General features: G+C 43.1%; 12 protein-coding genes. 7 read left to right on the forward strand and 5 right to left on the reverse strand.

Going from position 1 to position 15,808, the window contains the following annotated elements:
* Positions 1-31: 31 nt before the first annotated feature.
* Together ACP2WE_RS18650 and ACP2WE_RS18655 are read left to right on the forward strand one after the other, a co-directional pair.
* Complete coding sequence (locus ACP2WE_RS18650) at positions 32-2,446, forward strand: methyl-accepting chemotaxis protein (RefSeq protein WP_425217050.1); 2,415 nt, start codon at positions 32-34, stop codon at positions 2,444-2,446.
* A 99-nt stretch (positions 2,447-2,545) separates the two neighbouring features.
* Positions 2,546-9,139, forward strand: coding sequence for a hybrid sensor histidine kinase/response regulator (locus tag ACP2WE_RS18655; RefSeq protein WP_425217051.1), 6,594 nt, complete (start codon positions 2,546-2,548; stop codon positions 9,137-9,139).
* Between the two features lie 10 nt (positions 9,140-9,149).
* On the opposite strand, the gene ACP2WE_RS18660 is transcribed toward ACP2WE_RS18655, so the two are convergent.
* The gene (locus tag ACP2WE_RS18660; RefSeq protein ID WP_425217052.1) at positions 9,150-9,485 is read right to left on the reverse strand and encodes a hypothetical protein; all 336 of its coding nucleotides are present in this window, start codon (positions 9,483-9,485) and stop codon (positions 9,150-9,152) included.
* A 132-nt stretch (positions 9,486-9,617) separates the two neighbouring features.
* Here ACP2WE_RS18660 and hbs point away from each other — a divergent pair, with 132 nt between their 5' ends.
* Positions 9,618-9,956, forward strand: a complete 339-nt coding sequence (hbs, locus tag ACP2WE_RS18665) for a non-specific DNA-binding protein Hbs (RefSeq protein ID WP_330481937.1) — start codon at positions 9,618-9,620, stop codon at positions 9,954-9,956.
* A 431-nt stretch (positions 9,957-10,387) separates the two neighbouring features.
* Positions 10,388-10,609, forward strand: a complete 222-nt coding sequence (locus ACP2WE_RS18670) for a DUF167 domain-containing protein (RefSeq protein WP_425217053.1) — start codon at positions 10,388-10,390, stop codon at positions 10,607-10,609.
* A gap of 26 nt (positions 10,610-10,635) precedes the next feature.
* On the opposite strand, the gene rlmD is transcribed toward ACP2WE_RS18670, so the two are convergent.
* Positions 10,636-12,054, reverse strand: coding sequence for a 23S rRNA (uracil(1939)-C(5))-methyltransferase RlmD (rlmD, locus tag ACP2WE_RS18675; RefSeq protein WP_425217054.1), 1,419 nt, complete (start codon positions 12,052-12,054; stop codon positions 10,636-10,638).
* A gap of 477 nt (positions 12,055-12,531) precedes the next feature.
* Here rlmD and rbp point away from each other — a divergent pair, with 477 nt between their 5' ends.
* Positions 12,532-12,861, forward strand: coding sequence for an RNA-binding regulator (gene rbp, locus ACP2WE_RS18680; RefSeq protein WP_425217055.1), 330 nt, complete (start codon positions 12,532-12,534; stop codon positions 12,859-12,861).
* 141 nt (positions 12,862-13,002) lie between these two features.
* Positions 13,003-13,191 carry a 30S ribosomal protein S21 gene (gene rpsU / locus ACP2WE_RS18685; RefSeq protein ID WP_330481941.1) on the forward strand — a complete coding sequence of 63 codons (189 nt, stop codon included), beginning with the start codon at positions 13,003-13,005 and terminating at the stop codon, positions 13,189-13,191.
* A gap of 192 nt (positions 13,192-13,383) precedes the next feature.
* On the opposite strand, the gene ACP2WE_RS18690 is transcribed toward rpsU, so the two are convergent.
* Entirely contained in the window at positions 13,384-13,875 is a 492-nt protein-coding gene (locus ACP2WE_RS18690) for a YajQ family cyclic di-GMP-binding protein (protein WP_425217056.1), read from the reverse strand.
* A gap of 135 nt (positions 13,876-14,010) precedes the next feature.
* On the reverse strand, positions 14,011-14,520 hold the full coding sequence (locus tag ACP2WE_RS18695) for a GNAT family N-acetyltransferase (protein WP_425217057.1): 510 nt from the start codon (positions 14,518-14,520) through the stop codon (positions 14,011-14,013).
* A 200-nt stretch (positions 14,521-14,720) separates the two neighbouring features.
* Between ACP2WE_RS18695 and ACP2WE_RS18700 the strand changes: the two genes are divergently transcribed.
* Complete coding sequence (locus ACP2WE_RS18700; RefSeq protein WP_425217058.1) at positions 14,721-15,536, forward strand: mechanosensitive ion channel family protein; 816 nt, start codon at positions 14,721-14,723, stop codon at positions 15,534-15,536.
* A gap of 85 nt (positions 15,537-15,621) precedes the next feature.
* Here the strand turns inward: ACP2WE_RS18700 and ACP2WE_RS18705 are convergent.
* A partial coding sequence (locus ACP2WE_RS18705; RefSeq protein ID WP_425217059.1) for a hypothetical protein occupies positions 15,622-15,808 on the reverse strand: 187 nt, incomplete at its 5' end.

Below are 15,808 nucleotides of genomic sequence, written 5' to 3' on the forward strand. Positions count from 1 at the left end.
GGGCAGATGATATAGATTTAGGAGAAGGCAAATGGCATCTAGTACACAATATCAAAAGGACTACGAAAAAGCATCTTTAGCATATATGCAGGGTGACTACAGCAAAGCTGCAGATCTGACCGCGCAACTTGTTAAAGACTGTCCTAGTGAGCCTATGTATCGCCTCTTGCATGGTCATGTCAACCTAGCACTGGAAAAATATAAAACTTCTATCAATGAGTATCAAGCAGTTTTAGGGTTAACGAACGATGTCTCGATTATAGAATATGCAAACGGAGGGATAACTGCTGCTACAGAGCGACTTAGTTCTGGTGATGATGAGTATGATGAAGCCAATGGTAACCCTTTTACAGGTGGCTATGGCTCTGATGATACATACGAAGATTTGACGGGCATTAGTGATGGGTTTTCATTCGATGATGACTCATATCTATCTAAAGGTAAAAGTGCCTCAACAAGTCAGCTTACTAGCGCTAACTCTTCATTTGACTCCAATAGTTTCCAAAAGGGTACTGTTGAAGACTTTGATTTTGAAGACTCATCGCTTGGGACAGCATTTAATGGGTCAAGCGGATTTAACTACACAGATGAAACTCAAATGGTGAGTAAAACTAGCAATGGTACGAGAGGAGGATCGTCGAGTCCGCAAACATCAACCACATCATTCGATCTTAATGAACATACAGATGTCGTATTTATGGACGAGTTTGACGACTTTGACGATCTCAGTGATATTTCAGGTTTCGCTAACTCTTTTGATGACGCTGATGCGACGCAAATGGTTTCTGGTAGTGATATTGGCGACTTTACCACACAAGATTTCTCGTCATCTCGCTTTACCTCAGCTGCGACTGCCACCACAAGGGTTGCACCTTCAGCAGGCTTAGGTAGCCAACGCAACGATAACGATGCCGAGTTATTCGGTCTCAGTTCTGTAGGCACAATTGGTATGCCCAGAATGTCTAATGATGTCACTGCGGCTGAAGCTACTGAACATGGCATATTTTCCTTTTTTGATAATCTGCCTCTAAAGACAAAAAGTGTGGCTTTGGCTGTTTCATCGGGTCTAATTGCTGCAATTACCGCAGGTATGGTTACTACTTGGGCAGTTAATTCGGTAAATTCCGAGCAACGTGAAGTTCGCGTTCAAATTAGAAATACAGGATGGGTCATGGCAGGTGCGGCAGCCTTAGCAAGTGGTACAGTGGCATGGCTTTTGGGGTCGCAAATTACTAAACTGGTCAAGCGATCCACAGATAATATGCAATCTCAATTTGAGGCTGTAATTCGTGGTGATATGAACCCTAGAGCTACGGTTTATACCGAGGATGAGTTTGGTAAACTCGCTGCAAGCTTTAATCAGATGATCCAGACTATTTTAGCAAGCACAACTGAAACACAGCGCAAGGCTGAAGAAAACGAGCAAGCCAAGGAAGATTTACAGCGTCAGGTGATTCGATTGCTAGATGATGTAGAGGGAGCTGCAAGAGGTGACCTGACGGTTCAGGCAGAGGTAACCGCAGACGTACTAGGCGCAGTTGCTGACTCGTTTAACCTCACCATTCAAAATCTACGTGAAATTGTACAACAGGTAAAAATAGCTGCCCGACAGGTGAGCGAAGGTTCAAAGGAAAATGAAAGTTTTGCGCGTAGCTTATCAGCAGATGCTCTACGCCAAGCTGAAGAGTTGGGTGTCACATTAAACTCAGTACAGATGATGACTGAGTCAATTCAACGGGTGGCAGAAAGTGCGAGAGAAGCAGAACAGGTGGCAAAACTTGCCTCTCAAACTGCACTGAAAGGCGGTGAAGCTGTAGAACGCACCGTGGCAGGCATTCTGGACATTCGTGAGACGGTAGCTGAAACCACACGGAAAGTAAAACGATTGGGCGAATCTTCCCAAGAAATTTCTAAGATTGTCGGTTTGATTGCTCAGATTGCGTCTAGAACGAACTTATTGGCACTAAATGCCAGTATTGAAGCAGCAAGGGCAGGAGATGCGGGTAGAGGTTTCGCAATTGTGGCTGATGAAGTCCGCCAACTTGCAGATAGAGCCGCAAAAGCATCAAAAGAAATCGAACAGATTGTATTACAAATTCAAAGTGAGACTGGTAACGTACAACAAGCGATGGACTTAGGTACGCAACAGGTTATTGACGGTACGAAACGGGCTGAGCAAGCCAGACAGTCTTTGAGCGATATTATTCAGGTGTCTCAACGCATTGATACGCTGGTTCGCTCAATTACGGAAGATACTGTAAAACAAACTGAAACTTCTCGAACTGTAGCTCAGGTTATGCAATCTGTAGAGCTAACCGCTCAAGAAACTTCACAAGAGTCCCAGAGAGTGTCTGCGTCTTTGCAGAATCTTGTAGGTGTTGCGCGGAGTCTTCAAGAATCTGTAGAGCGTTTCCGTGTTGATGCCGATAAACCGGGAGGTAGGTAGGCTCTAAGTACAATACCTGCTTTAGACTTGACTTGTTTCACTATAATCAAGTTGCTTCCCTACCTAAACGTGCTTCCTAAGATTTGAGAGGATTCTGTCATGACCCCTGAACAGCAACAGCAGCGCATAATGGGCTACTTCATTGAAGAAGCCAAGGATCACCTTCAAACCATTGAACATGGTGTCTTAAATCTTCAAGAAATTCTTGCAGATCCAGAATCAATCAATGAGTTATTTCGCGCTGCTCACTCCATTAAGGGTGGGTCGGCAATGCTAGGGGTGGGTAGCATTCAACACATTGCTCATCGTCTAGAAGACTATTTTAAGATTCTTAAAGAAGACTCAAGTATTGATGTTGATGAAAGACTCAAAAGCCTTCTTTTGGCTGGTTTCGATCGCTTACAAGATCTGTTAGAACATCTTGAGAGCAACTTTCGCATCTCTGATGAACTTTCTGCTTCTACCATCTCAGAACTCGAGCCTGTTTTTAACCAGTTAGAAGCTCATCTGAATAAACTAGCAGCCAAACAACCCGTTGAAGTAAGTACAAAGCAAGAAACCGTTGCCGAGCCTGCTACAAACGGTCTGTTTGTCTTGTTTCAAGATAATGTCACGGCTAAACTGCGAGATATGTTGCAGTTGTTTAAGCAAAATGACGAGCCTGCAACAAGGCAGAAATTACAATCTATTTGTGGTGAGCTATATCAACTTGGCGATCGGTTTCAGCTCGTGAGTTGGTGTGCGCTAATTACCAAAGCAAGACAAGCGATCGCGTCAACCCAAAATACTTATCGAACCCTCGCTCCTGTTTTGATCAAAGATATCAATCAGGCGAAAGAACTTGTGCTTGCAAACCGCGAGCTAGAAATCTTGGAGTCTCCACAACTTCAGGCTTTGATTCCCTTCATTCCTCCAATCAGCATAGAAGAAGATGATGAAATCAGTACGATTTTTACAACTGGTTCTTTAGGGGAGCCTGCCTCCATTGATTTAGACGCAATATCTGAGTCAGAAGATTTTGTGGCAATAGATCGAGCGGATGCAGAAGTAGAAGCTTATGATGAGGCAGAACTAGCGGTCAATAACCTTGATTGGTTGAATGAAGATGTCGGGCAAGATCGTCATGTGGATGGGCCAAAGGTAGGTGCGTCAGAGATGAAGAGCCTTGCTACATTATTTGAAAACGAAGATATTGATATAGAGTCTGCATGGGAAGATATCGAGACAAATGAAACGCAAATATCTATTCATGGAGATAGCCAGACACAGAGAGAGCAAGATGAGCTTACTGATTTACTCAATAGCAGCACAGATGAGAACCAAGCAATCTCTGGCTTAGATTCCACAGCTAATGATTTAGCTGGACTATTTGGTAGTGAGTTTGCTAGTGCGAATCAGGTTTCTCCACAACTAGATGACAGTGATACATTATTCCCAAGTGATATGAATCTAGGGAATACTGATAATTCTGGAAACTTGATAGAACCTTTGTCGGAATCAGAGCTTTTCCCAAACGATCCAGAGCTCTTCCCAAATGATATAGATGGTGAAGATATTAATGAAGCTTCTTTGATGCCTGGGCTTGAAGATTTAGAGGAAATCACTTCAGAAGAATCTATTCTGGAGAGCGAATTATTCCCCAATGATTTCTTGGAAGAAGTTCCAAGTGCTCCTGACAATAATCTTGGGGATAATCTTGGAGATAATTTAGATGAAACAAACTTGTTTGAAGTTTCAGGAAACTTGGATTTATCCTCTGGGTTTATCGATGATAATTTGTTTTTAGAGCCTGAAACTCACTCTTTAGAGGACGATAGGGGAATAGAAACCTCACTTTCGGAAGTCGTCGATTCAAATCAACTCCCATTAACTGAAAATCATGACTGGTCTTCAGAAAACGATCTTCAACTAGAAGAGATCGATCCTTTTGCTTTGGATAATGATTCGGTGTTTGATATCCTAAGTGAGTCTTCCAATCCTGTTGATTTAGCAGAAACAACGAATTCCGTTGAGGCTAGGGAGAGTAACGATCCATTTGCAGTTGTTGATGAATTGGAGGAGATAGATAGCTTTCTAGACATTGAAACTGAATCTATAGAAGAAACTAAGTTTGTAGATAAGGTTGAGCCAATTCAAGCTGATGAACCCGCACTTTTTGAAGCTTTGGGCTTTGATGAAGATGATAGTCTAGAACTCACAAGCCTAGATAGATTACCTGAAGATGCGTTTGCAAGTGAAGAGCTTGAGTCTGAAGAAGTATCTTCGGAAACTCATGATGTAGGTGTATTCGATGAGGTAAAAGTAGACGATTTAGAAAGTCTTTTACCCTCTGAGATTGATGGAGTAACCAATACATTTGAAATTGGCGACCTTGATGACGCGATCGCATCAGAAGAATCTAATGCTTCTGTAGAGCAGGGGCATTTGGAGAGTCAGATTGCAGAAGATCTAGGCTTGACAGACTTTTTGGTCGAAGATGAGAACTCAGAAGCATATGGGTTCACTGAGTCAGATGACTTAGAATCTCCCGATCTCCAGCCTGAATCGGAATTTGTCATTGAATCCGATCGGCAAGAAGAAATAGATGACTTCTTTGCTGTAAACCCTGAGGGATCTGGTCAGTCACCATTAGAACTAGGCGATCGATTCTGGGCAAGTGACGTACAAGCAGAAACAATTGAAACAGAGTCTTTAGAAACAGATTTTAGTTTTGGAGAGGATCTTGGCGCGATCGCGCTAGATACACTGACTGAGACCCTAGGAAGTACTGATACCGAAGCTGTTGAATTTCCAGAAATCCTTGATAGCCATTCCGATCTAAGCACTACAGAGGATAGTCTTGGTCTTGATAGCCTTATCGATCGTGAATTTATTGACGATCCTATCGATTCCTTAGTGGGGGAGACGCCAGAAGTTAGCTCAGATAGTGCAGATAGTGTTGAAGGAGCTTTCTCAGATTTGGCAGATGGCTTAGACTTGGATGCGCTTGACGAACTTTCTGATTCTAAAGATCCCTCAGTTGCCACCGAAGCTAATTTAGACGATCCAAGTAGTTTGGGTGAGGCACTCTCAAATTTTACCGAGGATCTAGACTTGGATTCATTTCAAGAAGCTGAAGTTGACGAAACATTTGATTTCATGGGCGATCGCGCTTTAAGCGCAAATCAGTCTACAGCATTTGACAATGATTCTAGTGTTGACGATCTATCTGGTTTTGAAAGTATTTTTGAGGAGGCTGATACGTTTGATGGTGATGACATTCCTGTTAGCACTGCGGAGCGTTTTAATCTAGAGGAGTTTGTCGGTGAAACGCTTGAGGTACGGGAAGAATCAGATGCTTTTACCTCAAGCTTAACCCAGGAATCAACGCATGAGGGGACCGATGATTTTGGCTTAGGTGATTTCTTCGATCGGGCTGTCGAGCAAAGTTTAGACGTAGAGATCGATCTGGGTGATGAAGTCAGATCGATTGCAGACACTAGCGATCGAGAAATTGATGCTATTACGATTGAGGAAAGTGAGTTTAGTCTAGGAGGAGATCTTTCGGAACCTCAAATAGAGCAAGAATCTAGACAATCTTTTGACTGGGACGATGACGCTCAGATACTTGATGACGATAGTGCTCAAGCGTCAGAAGATAATAATGACAATACTTTTGCAATGTTGATCTCAACTTCATCTGGTGGAGAAGAAGAAACTGCCATGAAAGACTTCTTTTCAATGCCTGATGCTCGTGAATCAACCGATGATTTAGGACAAGAATTCGGTGAATTTGCGATCGCTGATGCTGAGAATCAAGATCTAGTTGACTTCTTTGGGGCAACGGCACTAGATGCAGAATCATCTGAGCTAGACTTTGAGGAGAAAACTGAAGCTCAGGCGGAACCTCAGTTAGTAGATGCTCCTTTGCCTTCACAGGATATTCTAGATGAGGAGGGAGGACTAACCTTAGAATTTGACGAACTAATTGATACTAGTGGCGTTGTAGATACCTTTATTGATGAAAGTGTAAATTTAGATGATAGTTTGAGTGGATTTGACAGCTTACTAGAAGAGCAATCTGGTGATACTGTGATTCCACAAACCTTAGATCTGGAGATGTCTCAAAATCCAAACGAAACTCCAAATCTAAACATGAGCGATGAAGACCTATCGTTTTTAGATTTTGCCGATATCAGCGAATCAGAGAATCAAGCGTTCGCGATAAATCAGCCAACCGAAGAATCTAGTGCAACAATCGATAGCCTTGTTGACTTCTTTGAAATTGACGATGAGTCCGATCTTCCTCAGCAAGAAAAAACTGACTGGACGAGCGAGCAAGATGGCAATGCTGACGATCTCCAGACCTTTGATAGTTTCGATCTGTCTGATAATTTTTTAGAAGAACTAGAAGAGTCTTCTACCGCAACTTCTTCTATGTCTGATACAGATCGCCAAGTTAATGAGATGGATGCTTCGGCAAGTGAAGAGGGGGATATGTTTGAAGACTTAGAGGCAATGCTAGGTGAGTCGGTGGAGCTAAATACTCCATCGAGTCCAGTTACTTCCCAAACCAACGGTTCGAGCAGCGATGGCTTTGACGAACTAGAGGCTCTATTAGGTTCACCTCCTGCTTCAGTTCCCGCCCCTACAAATGCTTTGCCAGTGCAAAGCTCAGATGACTTTGGCGATCTAGAAAAAATGTTGCAGGACACCTATGGCAAGGATGTCGGTCCTTTAGACATGAGACCCAAACGCCAAGAGCAAAGACCTCGAAAGCCCAAACTGACTGAGACGACAATGCGGGTTGATGTTAGGCACCTTGATAGTTTAAATAACCTTGTGGGTGAGCTTGTTGTCAACCGTAACTTGCTTGAACAAGACCAAGAGCGTTTGCAGCAATTTATCAATAACCTATTGCATCAAGTGCAGCAACTCAGTGAAGTTTCTCAAAGAATGCGCGATCAGTACGATCGCTCATTGCTAGAAAATTCTCTAATGGCGGGGCGATCGCGTTCTCATAGCTTTGATGATATCTCGCGGGATCTTGGCGATGATTCAGACGGTACGGCAAGTGAAGGGTTTGAAGGGATTGAGTTTGACCGATATAACACCTTCCACATTCTCTCACAAGAAATTATTGAGTTAATCGTGCGCGTGCGAGAATCAGCATCGGATATCCAATTTGTGGTGACTGAAACCGAGCAAGTTACCCGCCAGTTAGGTACGATTACCACCCAGATTCAAGACGATCTTAAGCAGTCGCGCATGGTACCTTTTGCCCAGATTGCCGATCGCTTGCCTAGAGGCGTCAGAGAACGTTCGATTAAATCTGGGAAACAGGCTGAGCTGGAAGTTTACGGTCGTGAAACCCTGATTGACAAAGCCATTCTCGAGCAACTTTCCGACCCACTTACCCACCTTGTGAATAATGCGATCGATCATGGATTAGAAGATCCTGGGACGCGGCAAGCAGGCAGCAAAGCAGCGATGGGTAAGATCACGGTGAGGGCTTATCATCAGGGCAACCAAACCGTAATTTCAATTGGTGATGATGGCGCTGGCATCAACCCTGAGGGGGTAAAGCAAAGTGCTGTCAAGAAGGGTGTCAGAACTCAATCTGAAGTTGCCAACCTAACCGATAACGAAGTCTATGACTTGTTGTTTGAGGCAGGCTTTAGTACGGCAGCTCAAGCCGATGAGTTTAAAGGTAGAGGTGTTGGTTTAGATGTGGTAAAGAGCAGTCTAGACGACATTCGTGGCTCGATGTATATTGAATCAGCGATTGGTAAAGGGACAACCTTTACGATCCGCTTGCCGTTGACCTTGAGTATTTCTAAGGCAATGTTCTGCATTAGCGATCGCGCTCGTATTGCCTTCCCTGTTGATGGCTTTGAAGACATGATTGAAGTGCCACAGAGTCAGATTCAGCTAAACAGCAAGGGTCAGCCTTGTTTGCCTTGGCGCGATACGATCTTACCTTTCCAACATCTCTCTAACCTTTTGGCGTACAACCGCCACATCAGCCGTAGCAACATTTACGGTAAGCAAGACAATGACGAGGTCTGCATCATTATTCTGCGCAATGAAGGCAATTATCTCGCTCTCCAGGTCGATCAGTTCCTTGGTGAGTATGAAATTGTAATTAAGCAGCTAGAAGGTCCAATTCCAAAGCCTGTAGGGATTGCGGGGGCTACAGTGTTGGGAGACGGTAGGGTGATGGCGATCGCCAACGTTTTGGAACTCTTTGATATAGCCAGCGGTAGATTGCGTCCTTCAGTTTCCAGTACGCCTGTTCTACCACCCGATGATAAAGAGTTTGTTGCCGACCCAACGGTGCTGATTGTGGATGACTCGATCACAGTTCGCGAATTGCTTTCTCTCACCTTTGCTAAGGTTGGTTATCGGGTTGAGCAAGCCAGAGATGGTCAAGATGCTTGGGATAAGCTACGTGCGGGCTTACCCTGTGACTTGATCTTCTGTGATATTGAAATGCCTCGTATGGACGGTTTAGATTTGCTGTCACGCCTACAAAAAGAACCTGAGCTGAGTAAAATTCCCGTAGCCATGCTGACCTCTAGAGGTGCAGATCGCCACCGCCAGACGGCTATTCAGCTAGGGGCAAAAGGATATTTCACCAAGCCTTATCTAGAAGAAGAACTGCTCAGTGCTTCTCAAAGGATGCTAAAGGGTGAGGTATTAGTCTCACTCTAGGCTTTGAGCCTTAGATCTGAGGTATTACCGACCAAAAAGAACGACCAAGTTGAAAGCCAAGCTTGACTGCTAATAAATTACCGCTATTGAGCTTGGTCAAGGTCTTAGTACAGGTTTCAGTATCTTTACAGTAAATCCGAGCAATTGCTTTGCTCCCATTGGGCAAAATTGTTACTAAAAGTAAAAGTGTGCCGCTAGACCAAGCGATAGCCCGAGTCTGAGTTTCAGCACTAGCTTTGATAAAGTGGAATCGCAACCGACAAGCTTGCAGATATGAGCCAAAGTCTTTCTGTGCAAGCCTTTGTGGTATTACTGCTCTAAGCGTTTTTGGGTGAGTAAGCATCATTTATTCTCTAAATCGCTAGATTTTATCGCTCAAACTAGCATAGCTTTTTAATTGAAACCTGTGATTTACTTGACTCCTAGCCAAATTCCTGTAATATAACTGCCATTCAACTAAACGAGGAATCAAGAGTTTATGAACAAGGGTGAGTTAGTTGATGCGATCGCTGCCAAAGCGTCTGTGAGCAAGAAAGATGCAGATGCTGTGTTGACCGCATTACTAGATACGATTGTGGAAACAGTTTCTGAGGGTGACAAAGTTACCCTAGTTGGTTTCGGGTCTTTTGAAAAACGCCAACGTAAAGCACGTGAAGGTCGGAATCCTAAGACTGGCGAACCAATCGAGATTCCAGCGACAACTGTACCTGCTTTTTCGGCAGGGAAAAAGTTCAAAGATACCGTTCATCCTCCAGCAGAAGATAAAAAGGAACCAGAATCCAAATCTAAAGCGAAAGGCAAAGGCAAAGGTAAATAGACACCTGAAATGCACATTGGGAATCGTTGCTGGCTAACTAGCGCACCTAGTTTTGTGAGTAGCGGTTTTTTTCTGGGCGTTTTTTTAGTGCAAATGTAACTATCCTTTAACCGAACCGTATTGGGGGCATTGCCCCTAATTTTATTTCTGTCCATAGCGATTACGGGCTTCTAGCGCTTGCAGGAAAGATGCCTGCGCTACAAATGAATTACAACTCAAATAGGATTGCTATAGCGATCCTATTTGATACATGAGAGATTCTTTCCTCTGCATTGAGTGTAGGGGCAATTCATGAATTGTCCCTACACTAGAAGAACCTCAAACCTCAAGCACGACGAATTTGAATTTGATCGCTCAAACTGGAGCTTTGATGGCAAATTTGCATGTCATCATGGATATAGGAGTGGGTATATCCATAGATGCCGCATAAGATGAAAAAGCAAGTTAAGGTCAAACCCAACTCAAAGCAGCAACGCATCACCGAAGAAGTTGATGGCACGCTCACGATTCATTTAAAGTCCCCGCCTGTGGATGGCAAAGCCAATGCCGAGTTAATCGAGCTACTGGCAAAAAAATATGGCATCCCCAAAGCAAATATTTCGATTAGAGCTGGGCTGTCTTCTAAGACGAAGCTAGTGGAAATTGAGATCTAGCATCGGATCGCTAGAAAAGCTCGAATTCACGCTTTTAACTCTAGCAAAACCACATTTTCGACGTGAGGGGTTTGGGGAAACATATCAACGGGTTGGACTCTGGTCACATCGTATTTCTCGCACAATAGGGCTAGATCCTTGGCTTGAGAGTCAGGATTGCAGCTCACATAGACAATTCTCGGTGCGGCGATTTCGAGCAGTTTTTGCACCACATCCTTGTGCATTCCCACTCTGGGAGGATCGGTAATCACAACCTGCGGCAAGCCATGGGCTTGAATAAAGGCATCATTCAGCAAATCTTTGATATCCCCTGCAAAGAAATCGACATTATCAAGCTGATTTACTTCAGCATTCTCTTTGGCATCTTCGATCGCTTGGGGGATAGATTCAATCCCAACCACCTTTTTTGCCTGCCTAGCCACAAATTGGGCGATCGTACCGATGCCTGTGTATAAATCGTAAACAACGTCTTGGCGCGATATCTGAGCGAAGCTGCGTGCTACCTTATAAAGCTCACAGGCTTGGATTGCATTAACCTGAAAAAAAGACTTTGGTCTAATTCTAAATTTCAAATCTTCAATTTCTTCAATTAAATAATCGCGTCCGTGGTAAAGAATTACATCTTGGTCAAAAAATGAATCATTACTCTTTTTGTTAATTACATACATTAAAGAAGTGAGATTGGGAAAGCCATCAATCACACGATCGAGCAATCTTTTGATGTTTTCAGTGTCCTCTTCAAAAAACTGAAAGATCGCCATCACTTCCTGTGTGGAAGTCGTGCGAATCATCAGATTTCGCAGTAACCCAGATTGGTAACGCAAATTATAAAAAGGTAAGCCACGATCTTTGGCAAACTTTTTAACCGCTAACCGAATTTGATTGGAGGGTTGCTCTTGCAAATGACAGTGGTTAATGTCAAGAACTTTCTCCCACATTCCTTGAATATGAAAACCGAGGGCATCGCGATCGCGATCTTCAATTTCTAGTTCTAATTCTTCTTTGGGGATCCAACGATTCGCAGAAAAAGAATACTCTAATTTATTTCTATAAAGATATTGCTTAGCCGAACCAACGATCGGCGATATTTCTGGTAATTTAATTTCACTGGATAATTCATTAAAAAAACTTTTTGCTACAGAATTTTGTTTGTAGATGAGTTGCTGGGCATAGTCTAAATGTTGCCATTTACAGCCCCCACAAGTGCCAAAATGCTCGCATACGGGCTCAACGCGATCGCTAGAAAGTTCGTGAAAGCAGATTGCCTTGCCCTCTAAATAGGAACGTCTTTTTTTAAAGACTTGCACGTCACAAATATCGCCAGGTACAGCATTTTCTATAAATAATTTTTTGCCGTTTTCTAACTTGGCGATCGCCCTCCCTTTTGAGCCAAGATCGATTACTTTTACTTTCTCTAAAATAATTTGATTCTTTTTTCTGGTCATTTCACGCACGCTAAATTTAAATGAAAAGCTCAACCCTGACAAATCATGCCATAATAGTATGCTGTTCTAAGTAAAGAACCTACGGAAACCCTTACTGATCGATTGTGTCTGGAAATATAAAATGTATTGGATCGATTGAATCCAAACAGGAAATAAATACCTCTAGACCAATGTTCTGTTAAATAAATCATCGAAATTAATTCGAGTAACTCAGTAGATTTTTCTGTAGATTTTTATTTTAGAGAACCAATTTGTGGATGAGATCTAATCAATTTCTGTTACATCTCTCGGAAATACAGCAAATTGGCGACAAAACCAGTATAAATAACTTATCAACCGCTGAGAATCTTTGTCAGCCTCATAGCCATGTGCTAATATGTGGCAGAAAAGATTTATTCGGTTGATTGATTTGTTGGCTTCATCTCTTTACAGACTGTCTCCGAATCTTCTCTTTACACTTTGATTCTGGAGATTTTTATGTCTATTTATGTCGGTAACCTATCCTACGAGGTCACACAGGAGGATCTGAGTAATATTTTTTCAGACTATGGCACGGTCAAGCGGGTACAACTGCCAACCGATCGCGAAACAGGACGGATGAGAGGTTTTGGTTTTGTAGAGATGGCATCTGAAGCAGAAGAAGCCGCAGCGATCGCTGCCCTAGATGGTGCTGAATGGATGGGTCGTGACTTAAAAGTTAATAAAGCAAAGCCCCGTGAAGAGCGCAGCCCCTCTAGCGGTGGTGCCAGACGCTCCAATAGCCGCTTTGGTGGCGGCGGCGGTGGCGGTGGTGGCGGTCGCTACTAAGTCATTAACTTTAGACAAAAGCCAAACTTTAAGCCCTGAGTGCAGGCGATCTGCTTGCACTCTTTTTGAAGTTTTTGCATTTGTGGTGACATATTGTCGATAATCTATAGATGAACTGGTTAATTTTTTGAGGATGATGGGATGACCCAAGTGATCGTTGGCGAGAATGAAGGAATTGAGTCTGCGTTACGTCGTTTTAAACGACGGGTATTAAAGGCAGGTATTTTTCTTGATATGAAAAAGCATCGCCATTTTGAAACGGCTGTAGAAAAAAGAAAGCGTAAAGCAATGGAAAAGAGACGTCGTCGTCGTAACAGCTATCGTAAGTAATCTTGCTATTACGCTTTACGTAGGTCTTAATTTAATACATATTGCTTTACAGCGCGATCGCTGCGAATACAGGGTCAGTGTAGCTAGGACTTCAATCAGCTTACCGAACCCTGCTCGCGGCATAGTACAGGTTAATCAAGCGAATCGGTGCTTAAAACAAAAACGAGGGGCTAATTTAGTTTAGGCTCAAATTTATCGATAGTTGTTAAATTGCAGAGGCACGGGTAGATCCTGTGACTTAACCAATTGAATCACTTCCTGTAACTCATCCTTAGACTTGGCAGACACTCTTAAAGAGTCACCTTGGATGCTTGCTTGAACTTTACTAAAGCTGTCTCGAATAATCTTCGAGATTTTTTTGGCGATTTCTTGTTCGATACCTTTTCTCAGTTTGATCGTTTGCGTGACGCGGTTGCCACTAGCGGACTCTACTTTGCCATAGTCAAAGATTTTTAGGGATAGGTTGCGTTTAATCGCCTTTGACTGCAACACATCGGTTACAGAGGCAAGGGTAAATTCACTGTCTGTTTTGACTGTAATCGTATCTTTTTCAAAAATTAATTCGGTGTCTGTATTTTTTAGATCGTAGCGACTGACAATTTCACGTCTGGTTTGATCGAGGGCATTGATCAGTTCTTGCTCCTCAAAGTCGCTAACAATATCAAACGAGTAATTTGAAGCCATTGCTTCACTCCTAAAAAGATGGGTTTATAGAGTTTATACCCACATCTCGCTTTAGGTTCAACTAGAGGCTTAGCAAAAAGTAATTCTCCCGTCTACCTGATTGAATAGTTTGTGGTGAGGCAGATAACATAAAGTTTACGCGCATTCCCCGAACTCAGACCGATACTTGATGGTTCCACTACAACCCTCCAAAGCTCCGCTGGCTAACTCCAATACCATAAACGCCTCATCGGGTACTGTGTACTCACACCTGAGCCCTTTCTCTTTAGCTGGAATGAATCCGAACCTTGGATAGTACTCTGGGTGACCTAGCACGACAACTGCTTTGCAACCCAAGCGATCGCACTCTTTTAAACTATGCTTAATCAGCAATGACCCGATTCCTTGTCGTTGATGGTTCGGTAAAACCGCCACAGGCGCTAACCCAAGTATGAATAAATTCTCCCCAGATTTCCCTTCAACGGAGACTGGGCTGAAGAAAATATGTCCAACGATTTGCTCGGACTGTAAGGCAACGAAAGACAATGTAGAAGCAATACCTCGCAAGCGATCGACTAAATTTGCCTCGCTTTCTCGTCCAAATGCTGCCATATTGACTTTGCGAATTGCACCCACATCTTCTGGTTTTTCGGCTCGAACTTCCATAACGTAAGCTTACTGACTGCAAAGACTTCTATGTAAATGCAATGCGAAGACTATTCTCATTTACAGTTTTCCTCTCCAATTTGAAAAACGCGATCGCACCCCATTTCGAGATTTTTCCGCTCTTGCCTATAAAATATTCGAGTGAGATTTTTCTAAGTCTCACCTTAAACACTAACGAGGTGGAGTGAATCCCTACATCTATGGATCCAACAACAATTCAAAATGTACTTACGACGAACTTAAACCTATTGGCTGGTGCTGCTTTTAAAGTAGTTGCCGCAATCATTTTATGGTTTATTGGCCGCAAATTAATCGAGCTTTCTATCAATATAGCCTCACATGCGCTCAAAAAACAACGTATCGATCCCACGCTGATCGGCTACCTAAATTCCAGCCTTTCCGTGCTTTTGAACATCATTTTGGTGGTGGCAATTCTTGGCTATTTTGGTGTTGAAACCACCTCGTTTGCTGCACTTTTAGCGGCGGCTGGTATAGCGATCGGGGCAGCATGGAGTGGGCTGTTGGCAAATTTTGCGGCAGGTGCATTCCTAATTATTTTGCGCCCCTTTCAAGTGGGTGACTTTATTTCCGCAGCAGGCATTACAGGTACTGTAGTTGAAATTGGCTTGTTTGTGACGATCGTCAATACTCCTGACAACGTGCGCACAATCATTGGTAATAACAAGCTCTTTTCTGAGAATATCCAAAACTTTTCTGCCAATGACTATCGTCGTGTCGATCTCACAGTTCAACTCGATCATACAGTCAACCCTAATGAAGCTGTCCGAGTTCTCAGAGAAAGAATTGCGAATATTCCTAACATTATGAGCACTCCTGCGCCCGTAATCGAAATTTCCCATTTTACGCCCATGGGACCTGAATTGGTGGTACGTCCTTTTTGTAATAACACGCACTATTGGCAGGTCTACTTTGATACCAATCGGGTAATTCGTGAAAGCTTTAGCGATTCTGGTTTCGCAGTTCCACAGCAACACTTCCAAGTTCGTCAATCTTAAGTGATGTAGTTACGCAGATCGTCTTCCCTCTTCCCTAGACTCTTTTTCTCGGGGAGAGGGGCATAATAGAACTCAGAGAAGAACTTTATCCTAATCCCTGATTTTCATCTTTATCGATCGCCAACGTGGGGATGATTTTTCGCAAACATGAAACTAAACCACTATGCACTGGAAGTGCATAGGTTTGCCTGGGACTGAAAGTCCCCTTATTCCAGCATACAGTTGTCATTATCCATATTTGATGGATTGCGATGATGTTCCAAGTACTCTGA

The organism is Tumidithrix helvetica PCC 7403 (assembly GCF_965232925.1).
Classification (GTDB): Bacteria; Cyanobacteriota; Cyanobacteriia; order Pseudanabaenales; family Pseudanabaenaceae; genus Tumidithrix; species Tumidithrix helvetica.

Bases quoted from the DNA above. Each gene is read 5' to 3' on its own strand.
- ACP2WE_RS18650 (WP_425217050.1), top strand. From the start codon at position 32: ATGGCATCTAGTACACAATATCAAAAGGACTACGAAAAAGCATCTTTA.
- ACP2WE_RS18655 (WP_425217051.1), top strand. From the start codon at position 2,546: ATGACCCCTGAACAGCAACAGCAGCGCATAATGGGCTACTTCATTGAA.
- ACP2WE_RS18660 (WP_425217052.1), bottom strand. From the start codon at position 9,485: ATGATGCTTACTCACCCAAAAACGCTTAGAGCAGTAATACCACAAAGG.
- hbs (WP_330481937.1), top strand. From the start codon at position 9,618: ATGAACAAGGGTGAGTTAGTTGATGCGATCGCTGCCAAAGCGTCTGTG.
- ACP2WE_RS18670 (WP_425217053.1), top strand. From the start codon at position 10,388: ATGAAAAAGCAAGTTAAGGTCAAACCCAACTCAAAGCAGCAACGCATC.
- rlmD (WP_425217054.1), bottom strand. From the start codon at position 12,054: ATGACCAGAAAAAAGAATCAAATTATTTTAGAGAAAGTAAAAGTAATC.
- rbp (WP_425217055.1), top strand. From the start codon at position 12,532: ATGTCTATTTATGTCGGTAACCTATCCTACGAGGTCACACAGGAGGAT.
- rpsU (WP_330481941.1), top strand. From the start codon at position 13,003: ATGACCCAAGTGATCGTTGGCGAGAATGAAGGAATTGAGTCTGCGTTA.
- ACP2WE_RS18690 (WP_425217056.1), bottom strand. From the start codon at position 13,875: ATGGCTTCAAATTACTCGTTTGATATTGTTAGCGACTTTGAGGAGCAA.
- ACP2WE_RS18695 (WP_425217057.1), bottom strand. From the start codon at position 14,520: ATGGAAGTTCGAGCCGAAAAACCAGAAGATGTGGGTGCAATTCGCAAA.
- ACP2WE_RS18700 (WP_425217058.1), top strand. From the start codon at position 14,721: ATGGATCCAACAACAATTCAAAATGTACTTACGACGAACTTAAACCTA.